Origin of the sequence: Nonomuraea sp. B19D2 (assembly GCF_040137845.1) — a bacterium.
GTDB lineage: Bacteria > Actinomycetota > Actinomycetes > Streptosporangiales > Streptosporangiaceae > Nonomuraea.
Map to the genome: position 1 here is coordinate 19,156 of NZ_JBEFAK010000021.1, position 26,457 is coordinate 45,612.

The following is a 26,457-nucleotide window of genomic DNA, read 5'->3' on the forward strand; positions in this document are numbered from 1 at the left end:
ACGGCCACCGCTACCCCCGCCAGATCCGCTGGTAGGCCTCACGGTAGCCGCGGGGCTCCCATGACGTGGCGCCGTTCACGTTCTCCGCCGTGGTCAGGTGGACCGGCGACACGTAACCGCTCGGCGGGCGACCGGCGAAGGCGCGGTTCAGCTCGTCGACGATCTGGCTGCCCTGCGCGTTCAACGGCTCCGGTACGGTCGCCTGCTGGTGCCGCCGGTCGCGGATGCGCTCGAACGCCGATGGGTCGCCGTCCCCGGCGCCGATGGAGTAGGGCGGCCCGCCGCCCGGCCGGCGGGCCGCGCGCAGCGCCGGAGCGGCGTCGGCCAGGTAGACGTCGTTGATGGCGACCGAGTGCGTCCAGCGGTCGCCGAACCGTGCCAGCAGGGAGGAGACCACCTGCGGCATGCGGCTGCCGACGTCAGGGAGCGGGATGTTCTCGTACGCGAGGAGCTTGACGCCGGAGCAGCTCAGCAGCGTCTTCTTGATGAGCTGGGACTTGTTCTCCGCGAACGGGATCGAGGAGTCGGTGAAGATCACGACTCCGGCGGCGCCGTTCGACCTGGCGATGATCCAGTACGCGCTGATCCTCGCGACGTCCTCCACTCGGCTCGTGACATTGGTGAAGAGCTTGGGGTTCACGCTGGGGCCCGGCGCGTTGGTCGCATGCCAGCCCACGAGCACGATGCCGGCGGCGTTGGCCTGCCTGACCTGCAGGGCCACGGAGTTCGGGTCGAACCCGCCGATGACGATCCCGGACGGCCGCAGCGCGATCGCCTCGCCCAGGGCCGCTCGTATCCCGGCGGGGGTGCCCTGGCCGTCGATCACGCGGAACCGCCATCGTACGGACTGCGCGGCCTGCCGCACCCCGTTGGCGGTGCCGGCCACGCCGGGGTTGGTCATGGTCGACGCGACGAAGACGACACTCTTGCCGGGGACCGCCCGCGGCCCGCTCGTGGGACCGTCCCAGGCAACGTTCACCGCCTCGGCCCGCTTGACCTCCCGCGCGGCGATGCGCACCACGCCGGGGCACGGGCTCACGGCGGTCCGGCCGGGAGCGGGCTGCTGCGGGCCGCGCGAGCAGCCGCCCGCGACCACGGCGGCCAGCGCCAGCGCCGTGGCGGCCCGCACGAGGTTCATGTCCGGTTCCTCGCCCGGCGCCGTGCGGAGTAGCCGGCCAGCCCGACCGCGATCAGCAGGGTGATGCCGTTGAACAGCGGTGTCACCCAGAACTCCGCCCCCAGCTGGCCGATGCCGGACAGCCCGATGGCCAGGACCGCGACGGCGACGACCGTGCCCCAGGGGTTGGGCCGGCCCGGTTTGATCGTGGTTGAGCCGAGCAGGGCGGCGGCGAACGCCGGCAGCAGATGGTCGAGGCCGACGCTCGGGTTGCCGATCTGCTGCTGGGCGGCGAGCAGGATCCCGGCGAAGCCGGTCACCAGGCCGGAGATCGCGAAGGCGACGACGACGTACCGGCGGATCGGGATCCCGACCAGTTCGGCCGCTCGCGGGTTCGAGCCGATGACGTAGAGATAGCGGCCCACGGCGAGCCGCTCCAGCATGAGCCAGAGCACGGCGGCCAGGACGAGGACGTAGAAGGCGGGTACGGGCACGTTCAGGAACGTCGACTCGTACAGGCCGGTCAGGCCCGCCGGCAGGCCTTCGGGACCGGGGAAGATCCGGGCGCCGTGGGTCACCCAGCCCGTGGTGGCGTACAGGATGCTGCCGGTGCCGAGAGTCGCGACGAACGAGTCGATGCGGACGAACTCCACGAGCAAGCCGTTGATCATGCCGACCACGACTCCGCCGGCGAGCACGGCCAGGCATGCCTGGGGCCACGGCCACCCGGCGTTGATGACGAGGAGCAGCGTCATGACGTGCCCCAGGCCCAGGCCGTACCCGATGGAAAGGTCGAAGTGCCCCGTGACGATGGGGATCATCGCGCCCAGCGCCAGGATCGCGACGATCGAATAGGCGGAGACGATGGCCGTCAGGTTGGCCATGGTGGGGAACGTGTCCGGCAGCACGAACGCGAACACGGCAAACAGGATGACGGCCAGCGCGAGCAGTCCGTAGCCGCCGATCAGCCGGCCGGCGGACAGCCGCCGCCGGCGCGCGGAACCGTTGATCAGCAATGGCCCGTCCCGTAGGCCGTGGCCGCGCGGGCGAGAGCGGCGGCGGTGAGGGCGTCACCGCCCAGCTCGGTGATCATCGCTCCGCGCGCGAACACGAGGGCACGGTCGCACATGTTCACGACTTCCTCGAAGTCGGCCGAGACCAGGAGCGCGGCCATCCCGGTCGCCAGGGCGTCGTCGAGCAGCCGGTATATCTCGGCCTTCGCGCCGACGTCGACGCCGGCTGTGGGCTCCTCCAGGATCAGGAGGCGGGGGCGGGCCTTGAGCCATCGCCCGATCAGCATCTTCTGCTGGTTTCCGCCTGACAGGTCGGTGAAGGACGCTTCCGCGTCGGCGGGGCGAACGCGCAGGCGCGTCATGAGCTCGGCGGTCTCGGCGCGCTCGCGGCGCGGACTCAGCGGGCTCAGCGGCGATCGTCCGCGCGTCCCGGGGTTGGCCAGCAGGTTCTCCCGTACGCTCAAATTCTCCGCCGCCCCCTCCTCGTACCGGTTGCCGGTCACGAGGCCGACGCCCGCGCCGACGGCGGCAGAGACCGAGCCCGGCCGGTACGGGAGGCCGCCGAGCAGCACGTGGCCCGAGAGCATGGGGCATGCGCCGGCCAGCACGCGCCCGATCTCCCAGTGCCCGGCGCCGGCGAGCCCGACGAGCCCGAGCAGTTCCCCGGCCCGCAGGTCGAATCCGACCGGGCCCGCCTGGCTGGTGCGCACGTCCTCGAGGCGGAGCAGGACCTCTCGCGGCCTGCGGACCTGGCGCCGGTGGCGCCTGCTCTCCCGGCCGACGATGTCGCGCACGAGACCGGCCGGATCGCGGCCGGCGAGCGGGCCGTGGCTGACGAGGCGCCCGTCGCGCAGGACGGCGACCCTGTCGGCGATCCGGTAGACCTCGTCGAGCCGATGCGTGACATACAGGATCCCGTGGCCGCGCTCGCGGAGCGCACGCAGGACGTCGAAGAGACGGCCGCGTTCGGCGACGGGCAGGGAGGCGGTCGGCTCGTCCAGCACGACGATCTCCGCGTCCGTGGCCAGCGCGCGGGCGATGGCCACGAGTGAGCGTTCGGCGCGCGTCAGGTGCGCGATCGGCTCGTCCGGGTCGAGATGGCAGGCCACGATCTGGAGGGCGTCCATGCAGCGGTCACCGACCGCGCGCCAGGATATGAGGCCGCCGCGCCGGGCGTATCCCGTGCCGAGGGCGATGTTCTCCGCGACGGTCATCCACTCCACGAGGCCGAGATCCTGATGGATGAACGCCATGCACGCGGTGGCGGCCCGGCTGCCCAGCGGCTGGCCGGCCACGACCACCTCTCCCCCGTCGGCCCGGTGGACGCCGGCCAGGATCTTGATCAGCGTCGACTTGCCGGCGCCGTTCGCGCCGAGCAGGGCGAGGACGTCGCCGCGGTAGAGTTCGAGATCCACGCCGTCCAGCGCGTGGATGCCGCCGAAGTGCTTGCGGAGCCCCCGGATCCGGATGAGCGGATCGGGGGTGGTCGCCGGTCCCGGCGTGGTCATCTCTCGAGGTCCTCAACTGGCCTGGCGCGAGGCCCACGTCTTGGCTATCTGCGACCTGGACGTGAAGTTCAGCTTGCGCAGGATGTTCTCCACATGGCACTCCGCGGTGCGCTGCGAGATGACCAGGTCTTCGGCGATCTGCTTGTTGCTCAGGCCCTGGGCGACGAGTTCGGCGATCTCCCGTTCTCTGCGGGTGAGGACGGACGCGACGTCGGATCCCGGCTGGACGCCTTCCGCGCGCCGGGTGAGCTTCTCGTCCAGCGCGATGGCGGCGGCCTGGTCGACAGTGAGCTGCGAGCCGCGCTCGAAGGCCGCCTTGAACGTCTCTTCCTTGAGGTGGCGCCGGACGGTGGACTCGCACCGGTCGTGGGCACCCGCCAGATGCCCGAGCCCGGACAGTGACGTCCCGATCGACCGCCAGGTCATGTGAGCGGCGCCCAGCATCCGGGCGGCCTGATCGTACTGCTCGTCGTCGGCCAGGATCCAGGCCAGCCCCTCCAGGCACTGGGCGAGGCCCAGATGGTCGTTGCAGCGCAGCTTCAGCCGGACGGCGTCCCGCATCATGGTCGCGGCCCGCCCGTGGTCGCCCTGCCGCCATCGGTCCAGGGCCGCGACCCACAGCGCGTACGAGACCGACCACTCGGCGTTCGCCCGCACGGCCGTCTCCAGGACTTCCTCGCACAGCTTCGCGGCGCGCGGATCGCCCATGAGCACGGCGGTCATGGCCAGCTGGAAGAGCGCCACCCACGCATTGCCGCGATGGCCCAGGGCGCGGCGCCGGGACAGGGCCTCTTCCAGGAGCTCGAAGGCTCGGGGGAAATCGCCGGTCAGCAACGTGGCGAACCCGGTGATGTGGACGGCGCCGGCGAGCTCGGCCTCGTCACCCAGCCGCTCCGCGAGCTCCCGGCACTCATCCAGCAACGGCTTGGCGGCCTGCGCTTCCCCGCGGAGCAGCACGAGCCAGGCGTCGACCCACAAGGCCTTGGCCCGTAGAGCGCCGGCGCCGGGCTCCTGTGCCAGCGCCCGCTCCAGCCAGTGGTGCCCTTCGCTCGGGGAGCTCCACGAAAGCCGATGGCTCCACATCGCGGCGGCGATCTCGAGCGCGGCCCATGCCTCCCCCGGCTCGCTCAGGCAGAACTCCAGCGCGGCCCGTACGTTCCCCTGCTCCTCGGTGAGCCGCGCCAGCCAGTCCATCTGCTGCTCGCCGAACCACTCGGCCTCGGCCCGCGCCGCCAGGCCGCGGCACCAGTCGCGGTGGCGCAGCCGAAGGGCCCTGTCCAGGCCGGACTCGGCGAGCCGCTCCGATCCGTACTGGCGCAGCGTGTCCAGCATCCCGAAACGGCCCTGCCCGCGGCGCTGCACGATCGACTTGTCCACCAGCCGGCCCAGCACGTCCACCACGCTCTCCGGGGCGATCCCGCCCCCCGGGCACACGCACTCGATGGCGTCCAGGCAGCAACCGCCGGAGAAGACCGACAACCGCTCCCACAGCGCCCGCTCATCGTCGGAACACAGGTCATAACTCCAGTCCAGCAGCGCCCGCAACGTCTTCTGCCGCGGCGGCGCGGTGGTGGGCCCGGCCGTCAGCAGGCGGAACCGGTTGTCGATGCGCTGGAGGATCTGCTGCACGGACAGGACCTGCACGCGCACCGCGGCGAGCTCGATGGCCAGCGGGATGCCCTCCAGTCGCCGGCACAGCCGCGCCACCGTCGCGCTGTTGGCCTCGTTGACCCGGAAGTCGGGCACGACGGAGGTGGCGCGATCCTCGAACAGCCGCACCGCCTCGTTCCGCAGTGCGTCATCCAGCGGCATCTCGGCCGCGTCCGGCACGGTCAACGGCGGGACCTCGAAGATCTGCTCCCCCGCGACGTGCAGCGCCTGCCGGCTGGTGGCCAGGATGCTCAGCTCAGGGGACATCGCCAGCAGATCGCCGGTCAGGCCGGCACACTCGCAGTGCAGATGCTCGCAGTTGTCCAGCACCAACAGCGCCCGCTTGTCATGCAGGAACTCGGCAACAGAGTCCAGGTCCGGCCGGGGGCAACCGACGGCGGCGGCGACCGTTTCCACGAGCAGGTCTCCCGCCACCAGCGGAGACAGGTCGATCAGCCAGACCCCGTCACGGAAGTCCCGTGACAGCTCCGCGGCGATCCGGCACGCCAGCCGCGTCTTGCCCACCCCGCCGGCACCGGTGAGCGTCACCATCCGGCCGGCCGCGAGCAGGCGCTTGCCCTCGGCTATCTCGTGCCTGCGACCGACGAAGCTGGTGAGCTCAAGCGGCAGACTCCCCGATCGCGTCATCGCGGATGGCACAAACGTCCACCCCCCACATATCCCCGTGACATATTCAATTACCCGGCCCCGGTAATGCCATGGCACGGCAGACGTAAATGCTGCACTAGTCACACTGAATTTTTTCCAACCGCCTTCACCCGTGCCGCCAAAGGACCGGTTCGTTGGCGATCCCACTACCGCCGGCACCGGCGGCGGGGCGATCGCTGGATCTCCCGCCGAAGCCGACCGCGGTAGATACATCGGATGTCAAGGCTTGTTAAGAGGGTGTTTCGGTGCTATCTCCTTGGACGAAGGCCACCGGTGATCGGAGGAATCAGTGCCCCACCCCCCGCGGCGGCGATTGAGCGCCATCTTGATCGTCGCGTTCATGCTCGCCAACGGACTGTCCGGCCCGGCGCACGCGCAAGCGGAACCGGAGCCGGCCGCCGACGCCGGTCAGACACCCGATGACCTGACCCTCTGGTACGACAAGCCCGCGACCGATTGGGAGACCCAGGCCCTGCCCATCGGGAACGGCCCTTTGGGCGCCATGGTCTTCGGCGGCGTCGGGGCCGAGCAGATCCAGTTCAACGAGAAGACCTTATGGACCGGCGGCCCGGGCTCCCCGGGCTACGACTACGGCAACTGGAAGGCCCCGCGCCCGGACGCCGTCTCCGAGGTCCAGCAGCAGATCGACCGCGACGGCAAGATGGCGCCGAACGACGTAGCCGCCAAGCTGGGCCAGCCCAAGACGGGGTTCGGGGCGTACCAGACCTTCGGCGATCTCCATCTCGACTTCGCCGGCGCGCCGCAGAACCCCACCGCCTACCGCCGGGAGCTGAGCCTGCGCGAGGCCGTGGCCCGGGTCGGCTACACCGCGGACGGCGTCCGCTACTCGCGCGAGTACTTCGCCAGCAACCCCGGCAACGTGATCGTCGGACGGCTCTCCGCCGACCAGGGCGGCAAGGTGTCGTTCACCCTGCGGCACACCTCGCCGCGCAACGACAAGACGATCACGGCCAGGGCCGGCCGCCTCACCATCCGCGGCGCGCTCAGCAACAACAAGATGACGTTCGAGGCCCAGGTGCAGGTGATCACCAAGGGCGGCACCCGTACCGACGACGGAGACAGGATCACCGTCACCGGCGCCGACAGCGCTGTGTTCGTGCTGTCGGCCGGCACCGACTACGCCGACACCTACCCCGCCTACAAGGGCGAGGACCCGCACGCCAAGGTCACCGCCGCGGTGGACGCCGCCGCCGCCAAGAGCTACGACGAGCTCAAGAAGGCGCACGTCGCCGACTACCGCAAGCTGTTCGACCGGGTGCAGCTGGATCTCGGGCAGCGCACGCCGGCCATCCCCACCGACCGGCTGCGCAAGAGCTACACCGGCGGCGCCGCGCCCGACGACCGGGCGCTGGAGGCGCTGTTCTTCGCCTACGGCCGCTACCTGCTGATCTCCTCCTCCCGCGAGAACGACCTGCTCCCCGCCAACCTGCAGGGCGTGTGGAACAACTCGACCAGCCCGCCCTGGTCGGCCGACTACCACGTCAACATCAACCTGCAGATGAACTACTGGCCGGCCGAGCAGACCAACCTGCACGAGACCACCAAGCCCTACGACCGCTACATCGCGGCTCTGGTCGCGCCCGGCCGCAAGACCGCCCAGGACATGTACGGCGCACGCGGCTGGCTGGTCAACAACGAGACCAACTCCTTCGGCTTCACCGGCGTGCACAACTACGCCAGCTCCTTCTGGTTCCCCGAGGCCGCCGCCTGGACCACCCAGCACCTGTACGACAGCTACCGCTTCACCGGCGACGTGGACTACCTGCGCCGGACCGCGTACCCGGTGATCAAGGGGGCGGCGGAGTTCTGGCTGGACTTCCTGCACACCGACCCGCGTGACGGCAAGCTCGTCGTCTCCCCGAGCTACTCGCCCGAGCACGGAGACTTCTCCGCGGGCGCGTCGATGTCCCAGCAGATCGTCCGCGAGGTGTTCACCAACGCCCTTGCGGCGGCCAAGCGGCTGAAGGTGGACGAGGACTTCCAGGCCGAGGTGAGCGCGGCCCTGGCCAAGCTCGACCCGGGCCTGCGCATCGGCTCCTGGGGCCAGTTGCAGGAGTGGAAGAGCGACTGGGACTCCAGGACCGACACCCACCGGCACGTCTCCCACCTGTACGCCCTGCACCCGGGCAACCAGATCACGGCCGGCACGCCGGAGGCCGGGGCGGCCAAGGTCTCGCTGGCCGCGCGCGGCGACGGCGGCACCGGCTGGTCCAAGGCCTGGAAGATCAATTTCTGGGCGCGGCTGCTGGACGGCGATCACGCCCACAAGATGCTCGCCGAGCAGCTCAAGAGCTCCACGCTGGACAACCTGTGGGACACCCACCCGCCGTTCCAGATCGACGGCAACTTCGGCGCCACCTCCGGCATCGCCGAGATGCTCGTCCAGAGCCAGCACGACGTGGTGCACGTGCTGCCCGCGCTGCCGTCCGCCTGGCGGGACGGCTCGGTGTCGGGCCTGCGCGCCCGCGGCGACGTCACCGTGGACGCCACCTGGAAGGACGGCGCCCCCGACACCGTGACCGTGCACCCGGGCAGGAGCGGCCCGATCAAGGTCAAGTCGCCGTTCATCGCCGGCCGCTACCGCGTCCACGACGAGCAGGGCCACGAGGTCGCGCCACGCCGCGACGGCGACACCCTGAGCTGGAACGCCCGCGCGGGCACGGCGTACACGATCCAGAACGAGGCGGCCGTCACCCTGAGGGCGCCCGGCACGGCCATGCCGGGCACTCCGTTCGAGGCGCAGGTCACGGTCACCGCCACCCGCCGCAGGGCGGTGCCCGACTCGGACGTGACACTCACCGCGCCCCAGGGCTGGACCGTCGAGCCGGCGTCCCGTCACCTGGCCGGTGTGGCGCCCGGCCAGTCGCGTACCGCCGCCTTCACCGTCACACCGGGACCGGCCGACGGCTCGCGCCGCGCGGTGCTCGCCGCTTCGGTCACCGGCTCCTGGAAGGGCGCGGCCACCGCCGTGCTCGCCCTGGACCCCTGCGCGCCGGCCACCGCCGGTTCGGTCCTGGTCGCCTGGGACCCGAAGGAGGGCGGCGCCGTCGCCGACGCCTCCGGCAACGGCCGCCACGCCACCGTCACCGGCGGCGCCCCCGCCTACGACGCCACCGCACCGTCCGGCAGCGGGCTGACCCTCGACGGCAACACCTACCTGACCACCGCGAACACCACGCTCGGCCTGGTGCGGGAGGCGACGTTCGCCGCCGAGGTCAAGATCTCGGGCAGCGGCTACCGCCGGCTGTTCGACTCTCAGCCGTCCGGGGACCCCGGCACCGACGGTGTCCTCATCGACGTGACCCCCGGCAATACGCTGCGCTTCATCGGCGCCGGTGCGAACGTCGGCCTGAACACCACCCTGCCCACCGGCCGCTGGATCGATCTCGTGGTCACGCTGGACCGCACCGGCGCCATCACCGTCTACGTGGACGGCGAGCGCAGGGCGAGCGGCCAGGCCACCGCCGACGGCGTCGCCGGCTGCGCCTCCCGCCCCCTGCGCTTCGGCGCCGACCAGGGCGGCGGCCAGCGCCTGACCGGCGCGGTCGACCGCGCCGCCATCCTGGCCCGGTCGTTGACGGCCGACGAGGTGAAGAACTGGCGGGACCTGGCCTTCTGACGTCCATCGGTGCGCGGCTCCGGCAGGCCCTGCACCGGCCGACCGCCTGGCTGCTCCGCCGTCACGGACCCCGATAGGCTTGCCCGCGGCCGCCCTCGGGGACCGGGCGGCGCTGCCGTCGAGTGATCGGTGAACATGGAGATCCGCGAGGCCTCGAGGCCTTCCAACGGCGGGCATGGGCCGGCGCTTCCTCTGTCAAAGCGATAATCAGCGATGACTGTCATCTCGATCGGAGATGGGCCAGTTCAGCAGTGCGGCCAGGGCAGTGCGGTCGTTGACGCCGGTCTTGTCGTAGACGGCGTACAGGGTGTTGGCCACGGTGCGGACGGACACGACGAGCCGCTGGGCGATCTCGCGGTTCGTCAGCCCCTGGGCGGCCAGCACCGCGATCTCGCGCTGCCTCGGCGTCAGGCCGGGGACGCCGACGTCCATCAGCGCGAGGGTACGGGCGCCCTGGCAATGCTGGGAGAGCCGCCAGGCCCGGGTCTCCGCCGCCCGCGCGCCGCGCCACAGCCCGGACTCGCGGAAGCGGGCGGCCGCCTGCGCCGCCGCCTCGGCCGCGTACAGCAGCAGGCCGAGCCGCTCGAAGCCCTCCGAGATCGCGTCGAGCTCCGCGCCGTCGCGGGCGGTGGCGTGCCGCGCGAAGAGCGCGACCAGCGGGCTGTCCAGGTCGAGCGCGGCGAGCCGGGCGGACACCAGCTCGGGACGGCCCAGCCGGACGACGTCGTGCAGCGCGAACGGCACGTCGCACGGCAGCCCGCTCCCGGCGGTCTCCAGGCAGAGCTCGACGGCCCCGGCCGCGTCGCCGCGCCCGGCCATGGTCCATACCCGGGCGAAGCGGAGGGGCAGGACGGCGGACGGGCCGATCGGCATGCCCGTCGCCTCCGCCCGCGCCAGGGCTTCTTCGGCCGCGGCGACGTCGCCGAGGAGCGCGTACGCGTGCGCGAGCTCGCCCAGGCAGGACCCCGCCAGCGCGCTTCGGGCAGGCAGCCGCCCGGCCGTGTCGCGGGCCCAGGCGAGGGCGTTGGTGAGCCGGCCGCGCAGCCGCAGCACGCGGGCCTTCACCGTGCCGAACTCCAGGAGCGCCCGCGTCCAGCTGCCGAACTGGCCGTCCAGGCCGTATCCCTCGTCGGCGAACCGCTCGGCGGTGTCCAGCTCGCCGAGCAGCAGGGCGGCGTTCGCGGCGTTACCGGTCAAGGTGGCGGCAAGGCTACGCATGTCGTCCCGTTCCTCCACGAGCCCGGCCCGGATGTCCGCCACGCGGGCCAGGCATTCCGCGGCGCGACCCCGCGCCGCCATTACGGCCACCTCCGCCACGACCAGCAGGCGTGCGCCGTGCCGGCTGAGCGGCCCCATGTCCCTGGCACACGCCAACAGGTCCTCGGCGGCGGCGATGTCGCCGGTGAGGACAGCCAGTACGGCCCGCATGATGAACACGCCCTGCCGTGCTCCGGCGTCGCCCACGAGCCGGGTGGTCTCCTCCAGGACGGCCCGCGCCCGCGCGACGTCCCCGAGCCCGACGGCCAGGTTCAGCGCCCGCTGCACGCCGAGGTCCGTCCTGGCCAGCTCGGTCATATCCGCTTCCCACGCGATGGCGGACGCCTCGTCGGCCTCGGCGTACCGGTCGGAGTAGGACAGCACCGTAGCCAGCGCGGCCAGCGCGGGCGTACCGCCGCCCGCGGCCACGGCGGCACGCCCGAGCCGTACGGCCAGTTCCAGGTCCCGGATGACCCTGGCGCGCTCGCAGCCGGCCAGCAGCAGCCCGGGATCGCCGGCCATGCCGCCGTCCAGCCGCCAGACGGCGACCCTGAGCACGTCCTCGCGCCGTCGCAGCCCGGCCTCGGTGACCGCCTGGGCCAGCCGGCGCATCATCGTGCGGGCGCGCAGCACCCCGCAGCCGTCCCTGATGACCTCGCCGTACAGGGGGTGCGCGAGCCGTACCTGGAGCCGCTGGCCGTCCGGCTGCACGGTGACGAGCTGCCTGTCCTCCAGGTGCTGGACGGCGTCGAGGGACCCGAGAACGGCCAGCAGGTCGGCGCCGAGCGGCTCGCCGTAGGCCAGGAGCTCCAGCACCTCCCGCTCCCGCGCGGTCAGCTCGCCGATGCGGCCCGCGATGGTCTCGCGCAGCGTGGGCGTGATCGTCAGTGGGCCGCGCCAGCGCCACACGTCCCCGTCCTCGGTGAGGATCCCGGACAGCACGAGCTCGTGCAGGTAGAGGGCGTTGCCCTGGCTGGCGCGCCACAGGCGCGCGACGGTCGCGGACTCCACCCGGCCGCCCAGAGCGGCCTCCAGAACGGCCGCAGTCTCCTCCAGGGAGAACGGCTCCAGCTCCAGCCGCGGCACCAGATCGTCCTTCCACAGCGCGAGCACCGCGTCCGGCACGGGCGTCCGGCTGCGCAGCGTCGCGATCACCCGGGTGCCGCCCCGCGTCACGAGGTGGTGGACGAGCGCGGCCGAGGCCGGGTCGAGCAGGTGGGCGTCGTCCACCACCAGCACCGGCGCGCGCAGCGCGGCGGCGGCCCAGCCCAGCGGGTTTCCGGCGGGCGGCGTGGCAGGCAGCAGCGGGGCGAAGGCGCCCAGCGGTAGCTCCCCTGCGGCCGCGGTGGCCCGCGCCCAGGCCACCTCGCCGAGACCGTGTACGGCCTGCGCCACCAGGCGGCTCTTGCCCGTCCCCGGCGGACCGGCGACCACCACACCCTTGGCGGCGGACCTGATCTCCGCCAGTTGCGCCGCGCGTCCGATGAACGGCCAGGAGGCTGCCACGGCGAAAGCGTATTTGAGTAGGCCATGCTCATGCGAGAGCGTTGCCGCGCCGAGCATGCTGGGCCCATGACCATGACGCTGCCCACCGGCCTGACGGACCTCGTCCGCGCCAGCCTCGGCGACCCGCTGGCCGAGATCGCGGACCAGCACGCCGAGCTCCTCCACCACGGTCCCGGGTCGCTGTCGACGGCCTCGCTCCACCGCGTGCGCGGCACGACGACCGACGGCGTGAGCTGGTCGTTCTTCGTCAAGTCGATCCACGCGATCAACCACTCCCCCTGGTACGCGAAGATGCCCGAGGAGCTGCGGGCCGACGCGGTCGCGAACTTCCCCTGGCGGGCCGACGCGGACGTCTACCTGGCCCGCCCTTCGCTTCCCTGCGGGTTGCGGCTGCCCCGCATGTACCGGCTGGACGACCTGGGGGACGACCGGCTCGTCATGTGGCTGGAGGACGTGCCGGTCGCTCCCGCCGCGTGGGACCTGGACCGCTACCGTGCCGCCGCCCTCCTGCTGGGCCACCTGGCCGCCGCGCGACCCGTGGCGGGCCGGTCGTCCGCGCCGCGCGAACCGCTCAACCGCAGCCTGCGCCATTACTGCGCGGGTCCGGTGGCCGGCCTGTTCCTGCCGATCCTGCGGGACCCGGCGACGTGGCGGCATCCGCTGGTCGCCCGGCACGCCGACCCCCTGCTCCGTACCGACCTGCTGGCCCTCGCCGGCCGGATCGACCCGCTGCTGGACGCCCTGGACCGCCTCCCGCACACCCTCGTCCACGGCGACGCCAGTCCCATGAACCTGCTGGTCCCGGCCGACGGCTCAGCGGAGTTCGTGGCCGTCGACTGGGGCTGGCCGCACCCGGCGGCCGTGGGCTTCGACCTCGGCCAGCTCCTGGTCGGCCGGGCGCACACCGGCGAGCTCGACCCCGCGGACCTGCCCGCCGTCCACGAGGCGATCGAGGCCGCGTACGCCGCCGCGGCGGCCGGCATCGCCGACCCCGGCGAGATCTCCTTCGGCTACGTCGCCACGCTCGTGCTGCGCAGCGCGTGGACCGCGATCCCCTTCGAGCTCCTGGGCCAGGAGCCCACCCCCGAGCTGCACGACCTGTTCCGCAAGCGGGCCGCGCTCGCCCGCTTCATCGCCGACCTGGGGCGGTCGGTCACGGCTTGGTGAGCGGTTCGGCCTGGTAGGCACGGTGCAGCAGCGCCACGAAGGACGGCGCCTCAGGCAGGGGCACGGCCCCGATCCGGTGTACGGCCACACCCGGTGTCCATGAGTTCATGACCACGGCCCCGGACAGGGCCGGCAGGCCGGAGAGCGTGATCTCCTGGGTGCGCTGAGGGATGCCGAGGCGATCCAGTTGCCGGCGGACGATGGTCATCGTGATCCCGCTCAGCATCTCGGCCACAGGCCAGACCACCGCGGTGCCGTCCCAGAAGGCCAGGTTCCAGATCGACGCCTCGCTGAGCCGGCCCCGGCGATCGACGAAGGCGGCGTCGTCGAAGCCCTGTCCGACGGCCTGGCGGAGGAAATACGTCTTCGCCACCTCGCCGACATGCTTCACGGCCGGGAGCATCCGTTCGTGCTCGACCGCCGCCAGCGCCAGCGGGCCTTCCGGTCCGGAGGCGGCGGGTCCGGTACGGACCAGCACCTCCGGCTCGACCTCGGCCCCGGCCACGGTGAACTCGCCCGCCGGCGAATACACCGTGGCCGTCAGCGAGACGTCACCCGGACCGCCCTCCAGGGCCGCACGCAGGTAGGACCGCACTCGATCGCCGGGCAACGCCCGGCCGAACAACTCCACCGAGGCGACCCGCAGCCGCTCCAGATGGAGGTCCAGGCCCCGGATCCGCCCACCACGCACCTGCATGGCGGTGAAGTGCGCGTAACCCGCGAAGGCGAGCGGCGCCAGCTCCTCGGCGGCCACCGCCCGGCCGTTGCGTTGCACGACAGAAGAGGCAGCAAGAGTGCTCATCGACGTCTTCCCTCAGATCATGTCCAGGCCCCGGAGGTTCGGGGACCGCCAATGAGCCTGCCGCGGCGGGGCGAGATCTCCCAGAGCTCTGTTCCGCGTACGACCAGTGGTCCTACTACTGACAGGGTCAGTCTCATATCTCCTCCTATGCGGACGATCGGGGACAATGAGCGATATGGACTTTCTGCCCGGCCCGGAAGGGGAGGCGGGTCCGGGCGGCGAGCAGCCGATCGATCCGCGTGCCGAGATCGGCGCGTTCCTGCGCAGCCGCCGGGCCAGGTTGACGCCGGAAGACGTCGGGTTGCCGGTTTTCGGGCGGCACCGGCGGGTGCCGGGACTGCGCCGCGAGGAGCTGGCTCAGCTCGCCGGTGTGTCGGTCGCGTACCTGACCCGGCTCGAGCAGGGCCGGGGCAACAACGTCTCCGACGAGGTGGTCGACGCGATCGCGCGCGCCCTGCGGCTGACGGACGCCGAGTACACGCACCTCACGCACCTGGTCAGGTGCCAGCACAGGAAGCAGCCCGCGCCACCCCACCAGCAGCAGGTACGCGCCACGCTCCGGCAGCTGCTGGCCTCCTTGGACGGGGCGCCCGCGTACGTGACCGGGCCGCGCTCGGACATCGTGGCCTGGAACCGGATGGCGGCGGCCCTGTTCGGCGACTGGGACGGGCTGCCGTCCCGGGAGCGCAACTGGGCGCGGCTGGTGTTCCTGCGGCCCGGCCATCGCCGGCTGTTCGCGGACTGGGAGTCGAAGGCCATCGACGTCGTCGGCGCCCTGCGCCTGTACGCGGGCTGCTATCCGGACGACCCGCAGCTGTTGACGCTCGTGGGCGAGCTGTCGGTGAAGAGCGAGGAGTTCCGCCGCCTGTGGGCCAGGCACGACGTCAAGGAGACCAATCACGGCACCCAGCGCCTGCGTCATCCTTTGGTGGGCGAGCTCACCCTCTCCTTCGAGTCGATGCGCCTGCCCGATGACCCCGAACACTCCCTCACCGTGTACCACGCCCCGCCAGGCTCCGCCGCGGCGGAGAACCTGAGGCTGCTGGGCAGCTGGGGCGCGGACACGATCGCCGCGGAAGGCCCCCGGCACCGGCCCTGACGGCGCCACGACGTCCGAGGTCCTTTACAAAGTAGACTTCAGGGCGTGCCGCACCCGGCCTACCGCAGGTCGGGCAGCTCAACGATCCGGGCCGGAGTTCTCCTTCAGGCGGCCGCGTAGATGAGCGCGCCCGCGCGTTCGAAGGGAACGACCTTGCCGTTGAGGATCACTTCGGCGGCATTCGGCGCCGCGATCGCGATGGCCTTGGCCGGGTCGGTGCTCGCGGTCAGCCCGCTGCCGTCGATGCGTACGGTGCCGTCCCCGCCGAAGGTCACGGCCAGGTCCTTGACCGCGGCCGGCGCCTTGACCAGGGTCGCGCCGGCACGTTCGACCGACGAGCCGTCAACCATCACGATCGACCCGGCGTCGGAGTAGAGCAGCTTGCCGTCGAAGGTGTAGGACCCGAACGCGCGCGGCGCCTTCGTGGTCCAGGACTTGTAGTAGACCCCCGCGCCGCCGTTCAGGCTCAGTGCTGTCGCCTCATACGACTGGGTGGCGGCGATGGGGAGCCGTTCCACCGTCACCGAGGTGTCGGCTGCTCCCTTGGACGGCAGCAGGAGGGCGTCGAAGGTCGTCTGGCCGGTAGCCGTCTTGACGTAGGAGGCGTACTTCGCGTTCTCCACCGAGTAGAAGCGCGGCGCGTAGTAGCCGTCGCGCAGGGTGGCGGCGACCTCGGCCGGGTCGGCGGGGACGATCGTGAGGTTCGCGCCCGTCGCGAAGGCGGTGGTCGTGGCCTCCGTCCCGGAGCGGATCGAGGGATTGGCGTCCGCGGCGAAGTGCCAGTTCTGCTCGTAGCGGTGCGTGGCGGTGTCCACCGGCTTGAGCCGGTCGGAGACCACCCACAGGCCCGAATGCAGCGACAGGACGGATCGCTCGTGGCGAGCACCGGCGGAGCTCTCGGTGTTCGCGCCGATCAGGTCGAAAGCGGGGTTGGTGATCAGATGCGAGATCCCGCCCGCCGCCGTCGAAATCTGCGGCTTGTCGTCGATCTCGATCGTGCTGTGCGCCTCGGTGGTACGCCGCAGCCACTGCGCGCGGGCGTCCGTGCTGTAGGTGAAGGTGCCCATGTCGGGCAGGAGCGGCCGGCCGTACGCGTAAGCGGTGATCGCCAGCTCGTCAGGGTGGCTGTGGTTGCCGCGGTCGGCGTTGATCCGGAGGTGGGAGTCATCGGCGGTCCAGCCGGAACGGGAGACCGCGACCCTGGTGTCCGGGTAGGACACGGAGGTGTGCGCCGGTTTCTCGCCCGACTTGCCGGAGGTGCCGACGTAGCGGAGTTCGGGGTCATTGAGCAGCTCGCCCAGCTCCCCGAGGGTGCTGCGCAGGTCGAGGGAGTCGCTGTCGCCGTAGGCCGGGCCGTACCCGCTGGGATAGCTCTGGTCCATGAGGAAGTGGCCCAGCTGCCGCAGCTTGGCGGTGGCGGTGAACGTGATGCCGTTGCGCTGCATGTAGGCGACGACGTCGACGTACTGTCTGAGGTAGCCCCGCAAGTAGGCGTCCGTGGACTCCTTGTAGCCGCCGTCGGCGTAGGTCGAGTCGTTGAGCTGAGCCGAGAGGAAGTCGGCGGCGTTGGTCCGCCACGCGGGCGCCACGCGGAACTCCGGGAAGTAGACAGAGGCGTGCAGCAGCGTGATCTTCTGCGACTGCATCTTGTTCGGCGTGCCGTTGACGTTCACCTGCAGGTACAGGCCCGCCCGGTTCATCGTCTTGAGGATCGCGGTGTTGGCCTCGGGTGTCAGCGACGGGCTCTTGCGCAGGATCTCGTAGGCGGCGATCCAGTTGTGCAGCCGGCGCGCGGCGTGCAGGTTGCCCGGGTAGGAACCGGCGCCCTGGTCGGCGTCGTAGGAGTCGGCGTCCTTGATGAAGTCGGTCATCAGGCCGATGAGCGTGCGGGCGTGCTGCTCGTTGCCGGTCTTCTGGTACTCCAGGGCCAGCGGGCCGGCGAAGTAGAAGCGGGGCAGCTGGTAGAGATACTCCATGTCGGCGCCGCGGGGCAGCTTCCAGTCGAAGCCGCCGGGGTCGCCCTCCCAGGAGAACGTGTTCTGCACAGTGTTGGACCAGGTGCGGGTGGCCTCGTCGAAGGTCTCGGCGTTGCCGTACAGCATGATGTCCTTCGCGGTGTCGGCCGTGCCGGTCAGCGTCAGCTCCGCCTTCTTCACGCCTGTGACGCCGCCGAGGTCGAACCGCAGGTACGCCTTGCGCGTCTCGCCGGTGAACGGCCCCGTGCCCTGGTCGCTGACCTGCATGTAGTACTTGGTGCCGTACACGTTGCCCGGGTTGGCCGCCCAGATGTAGGTGTCGTGCGTGGGCTGAAGAGTCTTCACCGAGCCATCGGCCAGGGTCAGGCGGAGGGTGGGCTTGCCCGACCCTTTGCTCCTGCTGTTGATGAGGGCGATGACCGCGTCCTTGTAGCGGCTCATCAGGAAGAATCCGGGCTTGCCGCTGGTGATGCTGCTCGTGACGTCTGCCGTGACCGTCTTTTCCCCCGGGCCGAAGGCCAGCGTCTTGATGTAGACCTCGCCCGATCCCAGCGTCCAGATGTGGCTGGGGGTCAACTCGAGTGCGCCCGGCCAGGTCGTGTGCGAGAAGCCGCCCGCCTCGATGGCCGGGCGCGCGCGGTAGTAGTCCAGCAGCCGCTGCTTGGCCAGCGCGTAGTCACCCGCCTTCACCGCACTCTCCACGGGCCCCAGGCCCGCGTGCGCGTAGTTCAGTCGCGGCCCCACCGTCCAGGCGCCGGCGCTCCACCTGCCGAAGAAGCCCGCGTCGGACAACGCCGCCGCGGCGGCCGGAGGAGCCGGCACCAGGAACGCGGCGACCAGAATCAGGACGGCGAGCCGCCGCCACGAGGGAGACATGCACGCCAAAGTAGGGGTGCGCGGTATGCCCGCGGTATGTCGGGCGCAGGAGGCCAGATGATACGCCCAGGCGGGCGGCCGGTTCCAGGTAGAGGCGAACGCTTCAGCCGTACGACAGTAACGCGAAGACGAGCAGAATCAGCAGGAGGACCAGGGTGCAGGCCGGGATCGCCAGCAGGGTGATCAGGCAGCCCTTCCCGTTCCATGGCTGGGGGGCGGTGCCGAGGGCGCCTCGGGAGTACGCCCACAGGGGAGCGCGGTACTCGAGTTCGAGCGCCATCCCGGGTTGGAGCCAGATCGTCAGATCCGCGGGGCCTATCCGTGCTGGGAGGAGACCCGGTAGGTAGACGTGAAGATGGTGCTGACCGGGAGGAAGCGGGATCGTGTTGCGCCCCCATCGGCCCGGCATCACGTGACCGTTGAGAATGATCATAGGTGTGATCGAGGCGAGTAGAACGCCGAACCAGTGCCGTTTCACGTCGAGCACCAGATGCGCTTGTGCCCCGGAGGGAATGGGCTGGGGTGGCCGGCTCCATGGAGTGTGCGGCGCGGGCGGATGCATGGCGCTCATGCTAGTGCCGTGCCGATCTTCTGAGCTCTCCCTTCAGGCGTCGTGCAGGGCCTCCATCGTCTCCTCCACCGGCGCCTCCGGTTCGAAACGGTGAATCTGCCAGAAATCAACGTAGTCCGTGCCGAGACGGCCAACGAGGCATCGATCTGCTCCATGATCGCCTTGCGGGACAGCCTGGCACGGAGAACGCTTTCCATCTCGTGGCAGAGGCGGCGAGATGGCCGGTCGATGGAACGGCGATCTGCCACGTCAGCCGCATGCCGCTCCGTGCCAGATAGGCTGGAGATCGATATCCAGTCGTCTGAGGGAGAGGATGCGCGTGGCGAAGGACTCGCCGGCGAAGCCGGCCACGCTGGCGGATGTGGCGCGGCTGGCGGGCGTTTCCGTGCCGACGGCGTCCCGGGTGCTGAACGGCGGCGTCCGTGGAGCCGCGAGTGGGCGGCGGGAGCTGCGTGAACGCGTCGAGGACGCCGCACGCACGCTCGGATACGCGGTGAGCCCGGCGGCCCAGGCGATCAAGGGTGGGCGGGCGCGATCCATCGCGCTCCTCGTCAGCGACATCGCGGACTTCGGCTGCTCGACCATGATCGCCGGCGTCATGCGCGCGGCGGAGGACCGCGGGCTCTCGGTCGCCGTGCGCGCCACTCTCGACGACGCCGATCGCGAGGCCGATCTGCTGACGGATTTCCGCGGCGAACGGCATCGCGCGATCGTCCTGGCCACGAGCCGGTCGACGAACCTGGCGAGAGAGTCGGCACTCGACGCGCAACTGCGGATCCTGCAGAGCCAGGGCACGAACGTCGTGCTGATCGGCGACAGCAACCTCGAATACCCGCGGGTGACCGTCGACAACCGCAACGCCGCGGCCGCCCTCGCCGGCGCGCTCGTTGCGGCCGGACACCGCCGGTTCGCGATCATTTCCGGGCCCGAGGAGCAGATCACCTCCCGGGATCGCGCCGGCGGTTTCCTCGCGGGACTCTCCGCCCACGGCATCGCCGTCCCCGAGGACGCGGTCGTCCATTCCGGCTTCAACCGCGACGGGGGCTACACCGCCGTGGACGCCCTCGAAGCCCACCTGCGGGACCTCGATGTGGTGGCGGCGATGAGCGACGCGATGGCGGTGGGGGCGATCGCCCGCCTTCGCGAGCGAGGCCTGCTGGTCCCGAGGGATCTCGAGGTCACGGGATTCGACCACGTGCCGCTGCTCGGTGACGTCATGCCCGAGTTCACCACTGTCCAGGTCCCGCTGGCGGAGTTCGGCGAAGCGGCGCTGCGGATCGCCCTCGACGAGCCCGGATCCGCCGCAGGCCGGCGGCACGTCGCGCTGAAGGCGTCACTGATCGTCCATGGCGTAAAGGTCGGCGCCGGGTCCTGACACGACCCGGCGTCCATGCTTGGATAACGATATCCTCGCGAACGCCCTGGAAGGAGTCAGTCATCACCATCGAGCACGAAGCCGGGCTGCCGCCCGCTCGACTGTCGTCGTTCGTCGACCTGAGCTGGGACGCCGATCGGCCTGTGTCCCTCGCCGGCATCGATCGCTCGGCCGGGTTCGGACGCTCCGACGTCCCGCTCGTCGAGCTCTTCACGGCCGAGGAGCAGCGCGGGCGCACCAGCCAGGCGTACTTCCGGTCCGCCGTCGGCGGCCGCCTGCGCTACGTCGAGCACCAGCGGCTCGGCGGTCCGGCCTCCGACCGGCTCGTCGTCACGCAACGCGACGATCGAACAGGGCTCGTCGTACGTACGACGCTCACCAGGCCGCACGGCACGCGCGTCGTGCGCATCCAGAGCACCGTGGAGAACACCGGAGAGGCGCCGGCGCTGCTCACCGCCGTCTCGACCGCGACCTTCGGATTCGGCGCATCCGACGACGATCTCGACGGCTTCACGCTCGCCGTCGCAGAGAGTGAATGGCTCGCCGAGAACCGCTGGCGAGAGGAGCCGCTGCGGCACCGGCTTCCCCGGATCGCCCTCGGCCTGCACGGACAGGACGGGCGCGGGCATCTCGGCATCGGGAGCCACGGAGCATGGTCAACCGGCGAACATCTGCCTGCCGGGGTGCTCACAGACACCATGACAAATGCGGCCATCGCCTGGCAAATCGAGACGAGCGCCGGATGGCACTGCGACATCGCACAGGCCAGGAGCGGCGGGGTCGTCAGCCTCATGGGCCCGGCCGACCTCGAGCATCACTTCGCCCACGAACTCGAGCCCGGCGGACACTTCACGACCGTCCCGGCGGCCGTCGCCGTATCGTCGACCGGCCGGGACGGCGCGATCGCCGAGCTGACCCGGTACCGGCGCCGGCTTCGGCAGCGGCAGGCCGAGGAAGCACTGCCGGTCGTCTACAACGACTTCATGAACACCCTCATGGGCCGGCCGACGACCGAGGCGCTCATTCCCCTCATCGACGCGGCGGCCGACGCGGGCGCCGAGTACTTCTGCATCGACGCCGGCTGGTTCGCCGATCCCGAGACCGGCGACTGGTGGTCGACCGTCGGCGAGTGGCGGGAGGCGCCGAACCGCTTCACGCACGGGTTGAAGCACGTCATCGAGCACATCCACGCGCGTGGAATGCGAAGCGGGCTCTGGCTCGAGCCCGAGGTGACCGGCGTGCGCAGCCCGGCAGCCGAGGCGCTTCCCGACGAGGCGTTCTTCCATCGGTTCGGTCGGCGCGTCCAGGAGCACGAGCGGTATCACCTCGACTTCCGCCATCCCGCGGCCCGTGCTCACCTCGACGAGACCGTCGACCGTCTCGTGGCCGAGTACGGCATCTCCTACCTCAAGCTCGACTACAACATCAACCCCGGAGCCGGGACCGAGTGGCGCGCGACGGCGGCCGGAGACGGCCTGCTGGCCCATACCCGTGCGTTCCAGGAGTGGCTTGTCGGGACGCAGGCGCGCCACCCCGAGCTGCTCATCGAGAACTGCAGCTCGGGCGCCATGCGCGCGGACTACTCCTTGCTGTCGGTCACTCATCTTCAGTCGACGAGCGACCAGCAGGACTTCCGCCTGTATCCCCCGATCGCGGCCTCGGCTCCGGCGACGATCCTGCCAGAGCAGTGCGGCAACTGGGCCTACCCGCATGCCGACATGACCGACGAAGAGACCGCGTTCACCCTCGTCACGGGTCTCGCCGGTCGTCTGTATCTGTCCGGGTTCCTCCACGACCTCCGCCCCGCGCAGTCGGCGCTGGTCGGCGAGGCGGTGGCCGCCTACAAGTCGCTTCGTGACCAGCTCCCCCGCGCCGTGCCGTTCTGGCCGCTCGGAATGCCCGGCTGGGACGCGCCGGTGGTCTGCGTCGGTCTCGGCATCGGTGACGACCGCGCGCTCCTCGTCGTGTGGGATCGCAGCCCCGCTCCGTCGGCGATCGAGATCCCCGGCCTGACGGGTCACGTCACGGAAGTGTTCCCGTCGGCCCTGGAACCCTGGACCGTCACGATCGGCGACCACGGCCTCCGGTTGCGCAGCGTCGCCGGCTTCTCGGCCCGGGTGTTCCAGGTCACCGGAGCCAGCACGATCACGTCGCCGTAGTCAATCCGGGCGCAGGGCGAGTCCCCCGTCCTGCGCCGTACTGCTCGCGGCCGATCCGCTCCCGCAGGACGACGGCGTCGTCGGCGAACAGCGACGACACCACGTCCGCGTAGAGCTGGCGACCGGCGGGTCCGTTGTCCTTGTGGAAGCGGAACACCTTGCCGCCGTGGCGGATCATCGTCGTGTCGATCGTGGTGCTGCCGGTGTCCAGGTACACCCGCGCCGGGCTGAAGGTCACGAAGTCCTTCGTGGTGGCGTACATGGTGCGGCTGTACGTGGGCTGGGTGTGGCCGGGGTCGTTCTCCTGGTCGAACAGGTTCGAGGAGAAGGTCACGACGTACTCGCCGAGCTGGTCGTCGTAGATGGACTCCGGCGCCCACGCCATCCCGGCGTTCCGCGGCGCGACCTCCGCCAGGCGTCCGTCCGACCAGTTCACCAGGTCGCCGGTCTCCCACACCATGATCGAGCGGCTGCCGTGGGCGGACCACACGCCCCATCCGGCGTCGTCGCCGCCGAAGACGCGCAGGTCCGTGGCCACGAGATAGAACCGGTCGCCCGCCGGCGAGCGCACCAGGTGGGGGTCGCGCAGCCCGGTGGTCCCCCGCGCCGACTCCAGGATCGGCTCTCCGCCGTTGAGCCGGAACCAGCGGGCCGGGTCCTCGCCGCGGCTCAGGGAGAGATAGATCTTCTCCGCGTGCCTGTGGGCATCCTCGACGAAGCGCGCCATGACGTACCCGAACGGCGCCTGGTCTCCTGTCATCGGTCTCTTCCGTTCATCTCGCACCCGGCCCGGCGGCCACGGTGGCGGTCACGCGATCACGCCGGTCGCGGGATCGATCGTCCAGGAGTCGCGCCACTCGACCTGCGCCTTGCCGCCGCCGATGTGCATCGGCAACCAGACCGGCGCCGAGTGGAACAGGTCGTCCCTGATCCACCGGTCCCCCACGTACACATGACTGATGGCGTCGGAGCCGTGCACGGGGACGATCACCGAGGTCTGCGAGTCGTGGGTGGCCGAGCCGGGCGGCGCGAAGTCGGCCCACTCGCTCCACGGCCCCGCCAGTGACGTGGCCGTGGCGACCTTGTTGTCGTTCGTGGCCCAGCCCGTCAGGTCAGAGCCGAACAGGTAGTACAGCCCGTCGGCCTTGACCAGCGCAGGTGACTCGTACCCGTGCTGACCGGCCGGGTGGTCGCTGGGCGGGGCCAGCGTGGTCGAGACGATCTCCTCGACCGCGAGGTGGTCGGCGGAGAGGCGGTAGATGTGCAGCCCGTGCTCGCGGTCCTCCGACATCAGGTAGCCGGTGCCGTCGTCGTCCTGGAAGACGCCGATGTCGCGGCTGATGTTGCCGAGCGGCCGCTCGCTGCGCAGGTAGGTGTAGGGACCCTCCGGCCGGTCGGACACCGCCCAGCCCAGCCGGGCGTAGGCGTAGTCGGCCGAGTCGACGTGCAGGAACATCACGTACCGGCCGTCGGGGTTGCGCAGCACCTTGGGACGCTCGACGACCCGCCCCGGGGCGAGGTCCGGCACGCCGGGGTCCGGTGCGAGCGCGTGCCCGTGCGAGGTCCACGTCGCCAGGTCGGGCGAGGAGTAGCAGGCCACGCCGCCGAAGGTGCCGCCCGCCGACTTGTCCTCGCCCCAGGCCCAGAACAGGCCGTCGAAACGCTGGATGCCGACTCCGTGGAGCTGGGCCACGTGACTGTGCTGGTCGGTGAAGAGCTTTCCCGGGGCGATGGTCCCTCGTGGTGCGCGCGGATAGGTGGACACACGACCTCCCTCGACTTGGCGGGGGAAAACGTTATCAGGAACGCTCGATCTGCCACGGCGCGGGATCGGGGGCTCCTCGACCCCCGCCCCGCCTCTCGGATGACGGCCGCGCAGGAAGAGGCCGTCCTTCAGGCGGTGACACCGGCTCGAGGCCCGGGACACCGTTATGCCCGGCACCCACGGATATCGTTGTCTATTTCCCCGGCGTGGAGGCCGCACTCCTGGCGCTCTACCTGGCCGTCGGGGCGGTCGACGCCGTGGTCGAGACCGGCGACCACGAACCGCTCGTACTGCGAGACCTGCGCGGGCGTCGCGTCCATGGGCCCGCCGAGGCCCCCGTCAGCTGTGTGCGTCCGGATCCCGGAAGCCGGTCACGGAGCCTCAAGGCGTGTCGGGGAGCCGAATATGCGGTCCAGGTGACCCCGGCCGTCGCCGCCGTCCTGCAACTGGTGCCACGCCAGAGATCCGGCGTCGCCTCCGCCACCGTGAACACAACCTGCCGTCCACCGGAAGCTCTCCCGACCCCTGTGACTCACAGCGGGATCTGCCAGCGCAGCCGCGTGCCCCCCTCGTCGGGGATCTCGAGCTCGGCGGTGCCGCCCAACCGGGCGGCGCGGTCCTCGATGTTGCGCAGGCCGCTGCGGCGTCCCGTCTCTCCCAGGCCCACGCCGTTGTCGGTGACCAGGAGGACGAGCTCGGAACCCACGGCCTCGACAAGAACGTCGGCGCGGGTCGCGCGGGAGTGGCGGACCACGTTGGACAGGGCTTCGCGCAACACGGCCAGCAGGTGCGCGGCGACCGGCTCGGCCACCAGGGTCTCGATCTGCCCCGCCATGCGCAGGCCCGGCATGAAGCCCAGATGGCCGGCGGCGCCCTCCACCAGCTCCACGATCTGCCCGCGCAGACTGGGCGCGGCCTCGCCGGCGCCCTGCAGCGCGAAGATGGACGAGCGGATCTGCCGGATCGTCTCGTCCAGCTCGTCGATCGCGTGCTGGACCCGCTTGGCCGCCTCCGGCCGCTCCACCAGCCGGATCGTGCTCATCAACGTCATCGCCGTCGCGAACAGGCGCTGGATGACCACGTCGTGCAGATCCTTGGCGATGCGGTCCCGGTCCTCCAGCAGACCCAGCCGTTCGGCGTCCCGGCGCGCCTCGGCCAGCTCCAACGCGACCGCCGCCTGGCCGGCGAACGCCTGCAGCACCTGCTGATCCGCCCCGCTGAACGGCAACCGGCCGCTCCGCTTGGCCAGCACCAGCACCCCGCGCACGTCCGGCACGCTGCCGAACGGCACCATCAGCACCGGCCCGTAACCCAACCGCTGCAGCGGCGAGCCAGGACGCGGGACGCTCTGCATGTCCGGGGCGGACATCGGCTCACCCTGGGTGAACACATCACCCGCGAGCGTGTCCGACACCGCGAAGACGGCGCCCGGCAGTTCCTGGGCGCCCTCGCCCTCCGCGAGCTCCACGATCAGCGACTGCCTCGACGGCTCAGGCAGGAGCACCTCGACCAGGTCCGCGTCGGTTATCTCGCGGGCGCAACCCGTCACCAGGCTCAGCACCTGGCGTGGGTCGGCGCCGGACAGCAGGCTGGTGGTCACCTCGGACGCCGCCTTCAGCCAGGTCTCACGCCGCCGTGACTCCTCATACAGGCGGGCGTTGTCCACGGCGACGCCGGCGGCGGTGGCCAGCGCTGTCACGATGGCCTCGTCCTCCTCGTCGAACTCGCCGCCGCCGTGCTTCTCGGTCAGGTAAAGGTTTCCGAAAACCTCCCCGCGCACCCGTATCGGAACGCCGAGGAAGGTGCTCATCGGCGGATGGCCCGGCGGGAAGCCGTACGACTCCGGATGGTCGGCGATATGGGCCAGCCTGAGCGGCCGCGCATCCTTGATCAGCAGCCCGATCAGGCCCAGGCCGTGCGGCCAGTGCTCGATCCTGGCGATCTCCTCCTCGCTCAGTCCCACCGGGACGAACTGGATGAGCGTGTGCTCCTGGCCGACCACGCCCAGCGCGCCGTAGCCGGCGTCCACCAGCCCCGTCGCGGTCTCTGTGATGCGGCGCAGCACGCCTTCCAGATCGAGCTCGCTGCCCACCGACACGACGGCCTCGAGCAGCGCGTGCACCCGGTCCCGGGTGGACAGCACGGCATCGAGCCGCGTCTGCAACTCGGCCAGCAGCTCATCGAGCCGCATGTGCGGCATCAACGGTTGATGCTCGCCATCCACATCTCTCAGTGTCGCACCTGACCAGCCACAACGCCCATCTCCGGTGCCGGAGCGGGCGCGCCTCCCCGGGAGCCTCCTTCCTA

At 71.1% G+C, this 26,457-nt stretch carries 18 protein-coding genes; 5 read left to right on the forward strand and 13 right to left on the reverse strand.

All coding sequences use genetic code 11. From position 1 onward, the window contains the following. Positions 1 to 10: 10 nt before the first annotated feature. The 4 genes from ABN273_RS32830 to ABN273_RS32845 are packed head-to-tail and all read right to left on the reverse strand — an operon-like array spanning position 11 to position 5,936. Complete coding sequence (locus tag ABN273_RS32830; RefSeq protein WP_349452959.1) at positions 11 to 1,138, reverse strand: substrate-binding domain-containing protein; 1,128 nt, start codon at positions 1,136 to 1,138, stop codon at positions 11 to 13. Next, positions 1,135 to 2,133 carry an ABC transporter permease gene (locus tag ABN273_RS32835; protein ID WP_349452960.1) on the reverse strand — a complete coding sequence of 333 codons (999 nt, stop codon included), beginning with the start codon at positions 2,131 to 2,133 and terminating at the stop codon, positions 1,135 to 1,137. Before ABN273_RS32835 ends, ABN273_RS32830 begins: the two co-directional genes overlap by 4 nt. Beyond that, complete coding sequence (locus ABN273_RS32840) at positions 2,127 to 3,638, reverse strand: sugar ABC transporter ATP-binding protein (RefSeq protein WP_349452961.1); 1,512 nt, start codon at positions 3,636 to 3,638, stop codon at positions 2,127 to 2,129. Before ABN273_RS32840 ends, ABN273_RS32835 begins: the two co-directional genes overlap by 7 nt. Positions 3,639 to 3,650: 12 nt before the next feature. After that, a complete protein-coding gene (locus tag ABN273_RS32845) occupies positions 3,651 to 5,936 on the reverse strand; it encodes a helix-turn-helix transcriptional regulator (RefSeq protein ID WP_349452962.1) in 2,286 nt (761 codons plus the stop codon). A gap of 346 nt (positions 5,937 to 6,282) precedes the next feature. Here ABN273_RS32845 and ABN273_RS32850 point away from each other — a divergent pair, with 346 nt between their 5' ends. Continuing rightward, positions 6,283 to 9,597, forward strand: coding sequence for a glycosyl hydrolase family 95 catalytic domain-containing protein (locus ABN273_RS32850; protein ID WP_349452963.1), 3,315 nt, complete (start codon positions 6,283 to 6,285; stop codon positions 9,595 to 9,597). A gap of 207 nt (positions 9,598 to 9,804) precedes the next feature. Here the strand turns inward: ABN273_RS32850 and ABN273_RS32855 are convergent, their stop codons facing one another. Next, positions 9,805 to 12,360: a LuxR C-terminal-related transcriptional regulator gene (locus tag ABN273_RS32855; RefSeq protein WP_349452964.1), complete on the reverse strand. Its 2,556-nt coding sequence runs from the start codon at positions 12,358 to 12,360 to the stop codon at positions 9,805 to 9,807. A gap of 66 nt (positions 12,361 to 12,426) precedes the next feature. On the opposite strand from ABN273_RS32855, the gene ABN273_RS32860 reads away from it, so the two are divergent. After that, on the forward strand, positions 12,427 to 13,527 hold the full coding sequence (locus tag ABN273_RS32860; protein WP_349452965.1) for a hypothetical protein: 1,101 nt from the start codon (positions 12,427 to 12,429) through the stop codon (positions 13,525 to 13,527). Here the strand turns inward: ABN273_RS32860 and ABN273_RS32865 are convergent. Then, positions 13,514 to 14,329, reverse strand: coding sequence for an aminotransferase class IV family protein (locus ABN273_RS32865; protein WP_349452966.1), 816 nt, complete (start codon positions 14,327 to 14,329; stop codon positions 13,514 to 13,516). The two genes, ABN273_RS32860 and ABN273_RS32865, sit on opposite strands and share 14 nt — an antisense overlap. A 175-nt stretch (positions 14,330 to 14,504) precedes the next feature. On the opposite strand from ABN273_RS32865, the gene ABN273_RS32870 reads away from it, so the two are divergent. Beyond that, positions 14,505 to 15,428 (forward strand): helix-turn-helix transcriptional regulator, encoded by a 924-nt coding sequence (locus ABN273_RS32870; protein ID WP_349452967.1) that lies wholly within the window; start codon positions 14,505 to 14,507, stop codon positions 15,426 to 15,428. 104 nt (positions 15,429 to 15,532) lie between these two features. Here ABN273_RS32870 and ABN273_RS32875 read toward each other — a convergent pair whose 3' ends face one another. The 3 genes from ABN273_RS32875 to ABN273_RS32885 all read right to left on the reverse strand — a co-directional run bounded on the left by ABN273_RS32875 (position 15,533) and on the right by ABN273_RS32885 (position 19,070). Further along, a complete protein-coding gene (locus ABN273_RS32875; protein WP_349452968.1) occupies positions 15,533 to 18,280 on the reverse strand; it encodes a heparinase II/III family protein in 2,748 nt (915 codons plus the stop codon). Between the two features lie 103 nt (positions 18,281 to 18,383). Further along, the gene (locus ABN273_RS32880) at positions 18,384 to 18,560 is read right to left on the reverse strand and encodes a hypothetical protein (RefSeq protein WP_349452969.1); all 177 of its coding nucleotides are present in this window, start codon (positions 18,558 to 18,560) and stop codon (positions 18,384 to 18,386) included. A 324-nt stretch (positions 18,561 to 18,884) separates the two neighbouring features. After that, positions 18,885 to 19,070, reverse strand: coding sequence for an aldo/keto reductase (locus ABN273_RS32885; RefSeq protein WP_502911170.1), 186 nt, complete (start codon positions 19,068 to 19,070; stop codon positions 18,885 to 18,887). Positions 19,071 to 19,170: 100 nt separating this feature from the next. On the opposite strand from ABN273_RS32885, the gene ABN273_RS32890 reads away from it, so the two are divergent. Both ABN273_RS32890 and ABN273_RS32895 read left to right on the forward strand, forming a co-directional pair. After that, positions 19,171 to 20,226 carry a LacI family DNA-binding transcriptional regulator gene (locus ABN273_RS32890; protein WP_349452970.1) on the forward strand — a complete coding sequence of 352 codons (1,056 nt, stop codon included), beginning with the start codon at positions 19,171 to 19,173 and terminating at the stop codon, positions 20,224 to 20,226. A gap of 143 nt (positions 20,227 to 20,369) precedes the next feature. Continuing rightward, positions 20,370 to 22,385 (forward strand): alpha-galactosidase, encoded by a 2,016-nt coding sequence (locus ABN273_RS32895; protein WP_349452971.1) that lies wholly within the window; start codon positions 20,370 to 20,372, stop codon positions 22,383 to 22,385. Here the strand turns inward: ABN273_RS32895 and ABN273_RS32900 are convergent. From ABN273_RS32900 to ABN273_RS32915, 4 genes are all read right to left on the reverse strand, one after another. Continuing rightward, complete coding sequence (locus ABN273_RS32900) at positions 22,372 to 23,145, reverse strand: glycoside hydrolase family 43 protein (protein WP_349452972.1); 774 nt, start codon at positions 23,143 to 23,145, stop codon at positions 22,372 to 22,374. The two genes, ABN273_RS32895 and ABN273_RS32900, sit on opposite strands and share 14 nt — an antisense overlap. A gap of 48 nt (positions 23,146 to 23,193) precedes the next feature. Then, positions 23,194 to 24,150, reverse strand: a complete 957-nt coding sequence (locus ABN273_RS32905) for a family 43 glycosylhydrolase (RefSeq protein ID WP_349452973.1) — start codon at positions 24,148 to 24,150, stop codon at positions 23,194 to 23,196. A 164-nt stretch (positions 24,151 to 24,314) separates the two neighbouring features. After that, the gene (locus ABN273_RS32910; protein WP_349452974.1) at positions 24,315 to 24,470 is read right to left on the reverse strand and encodes a hypothetical protein; all 156 of its coding nucleotides are present in this window, start codon (positions 24,468 to 24,470) and stop codon (positions 24,315 to 24,317) included. 212 nt (positions 24,471 to 24,682) lie between these two features. Beyond that, a complete protein-coding gene (locus ABN273_RS32915; RefSeq protein ID WP_349452975.1) occupies positions 24,683 to 26,341 on the reverse strand; it encodes a sensor histidine kinase in 1,659 nt (552 codons plus the stop codon). Between the last annotated feature and the right edge of the window lie 116 nt (positions 26,342 to 26,457).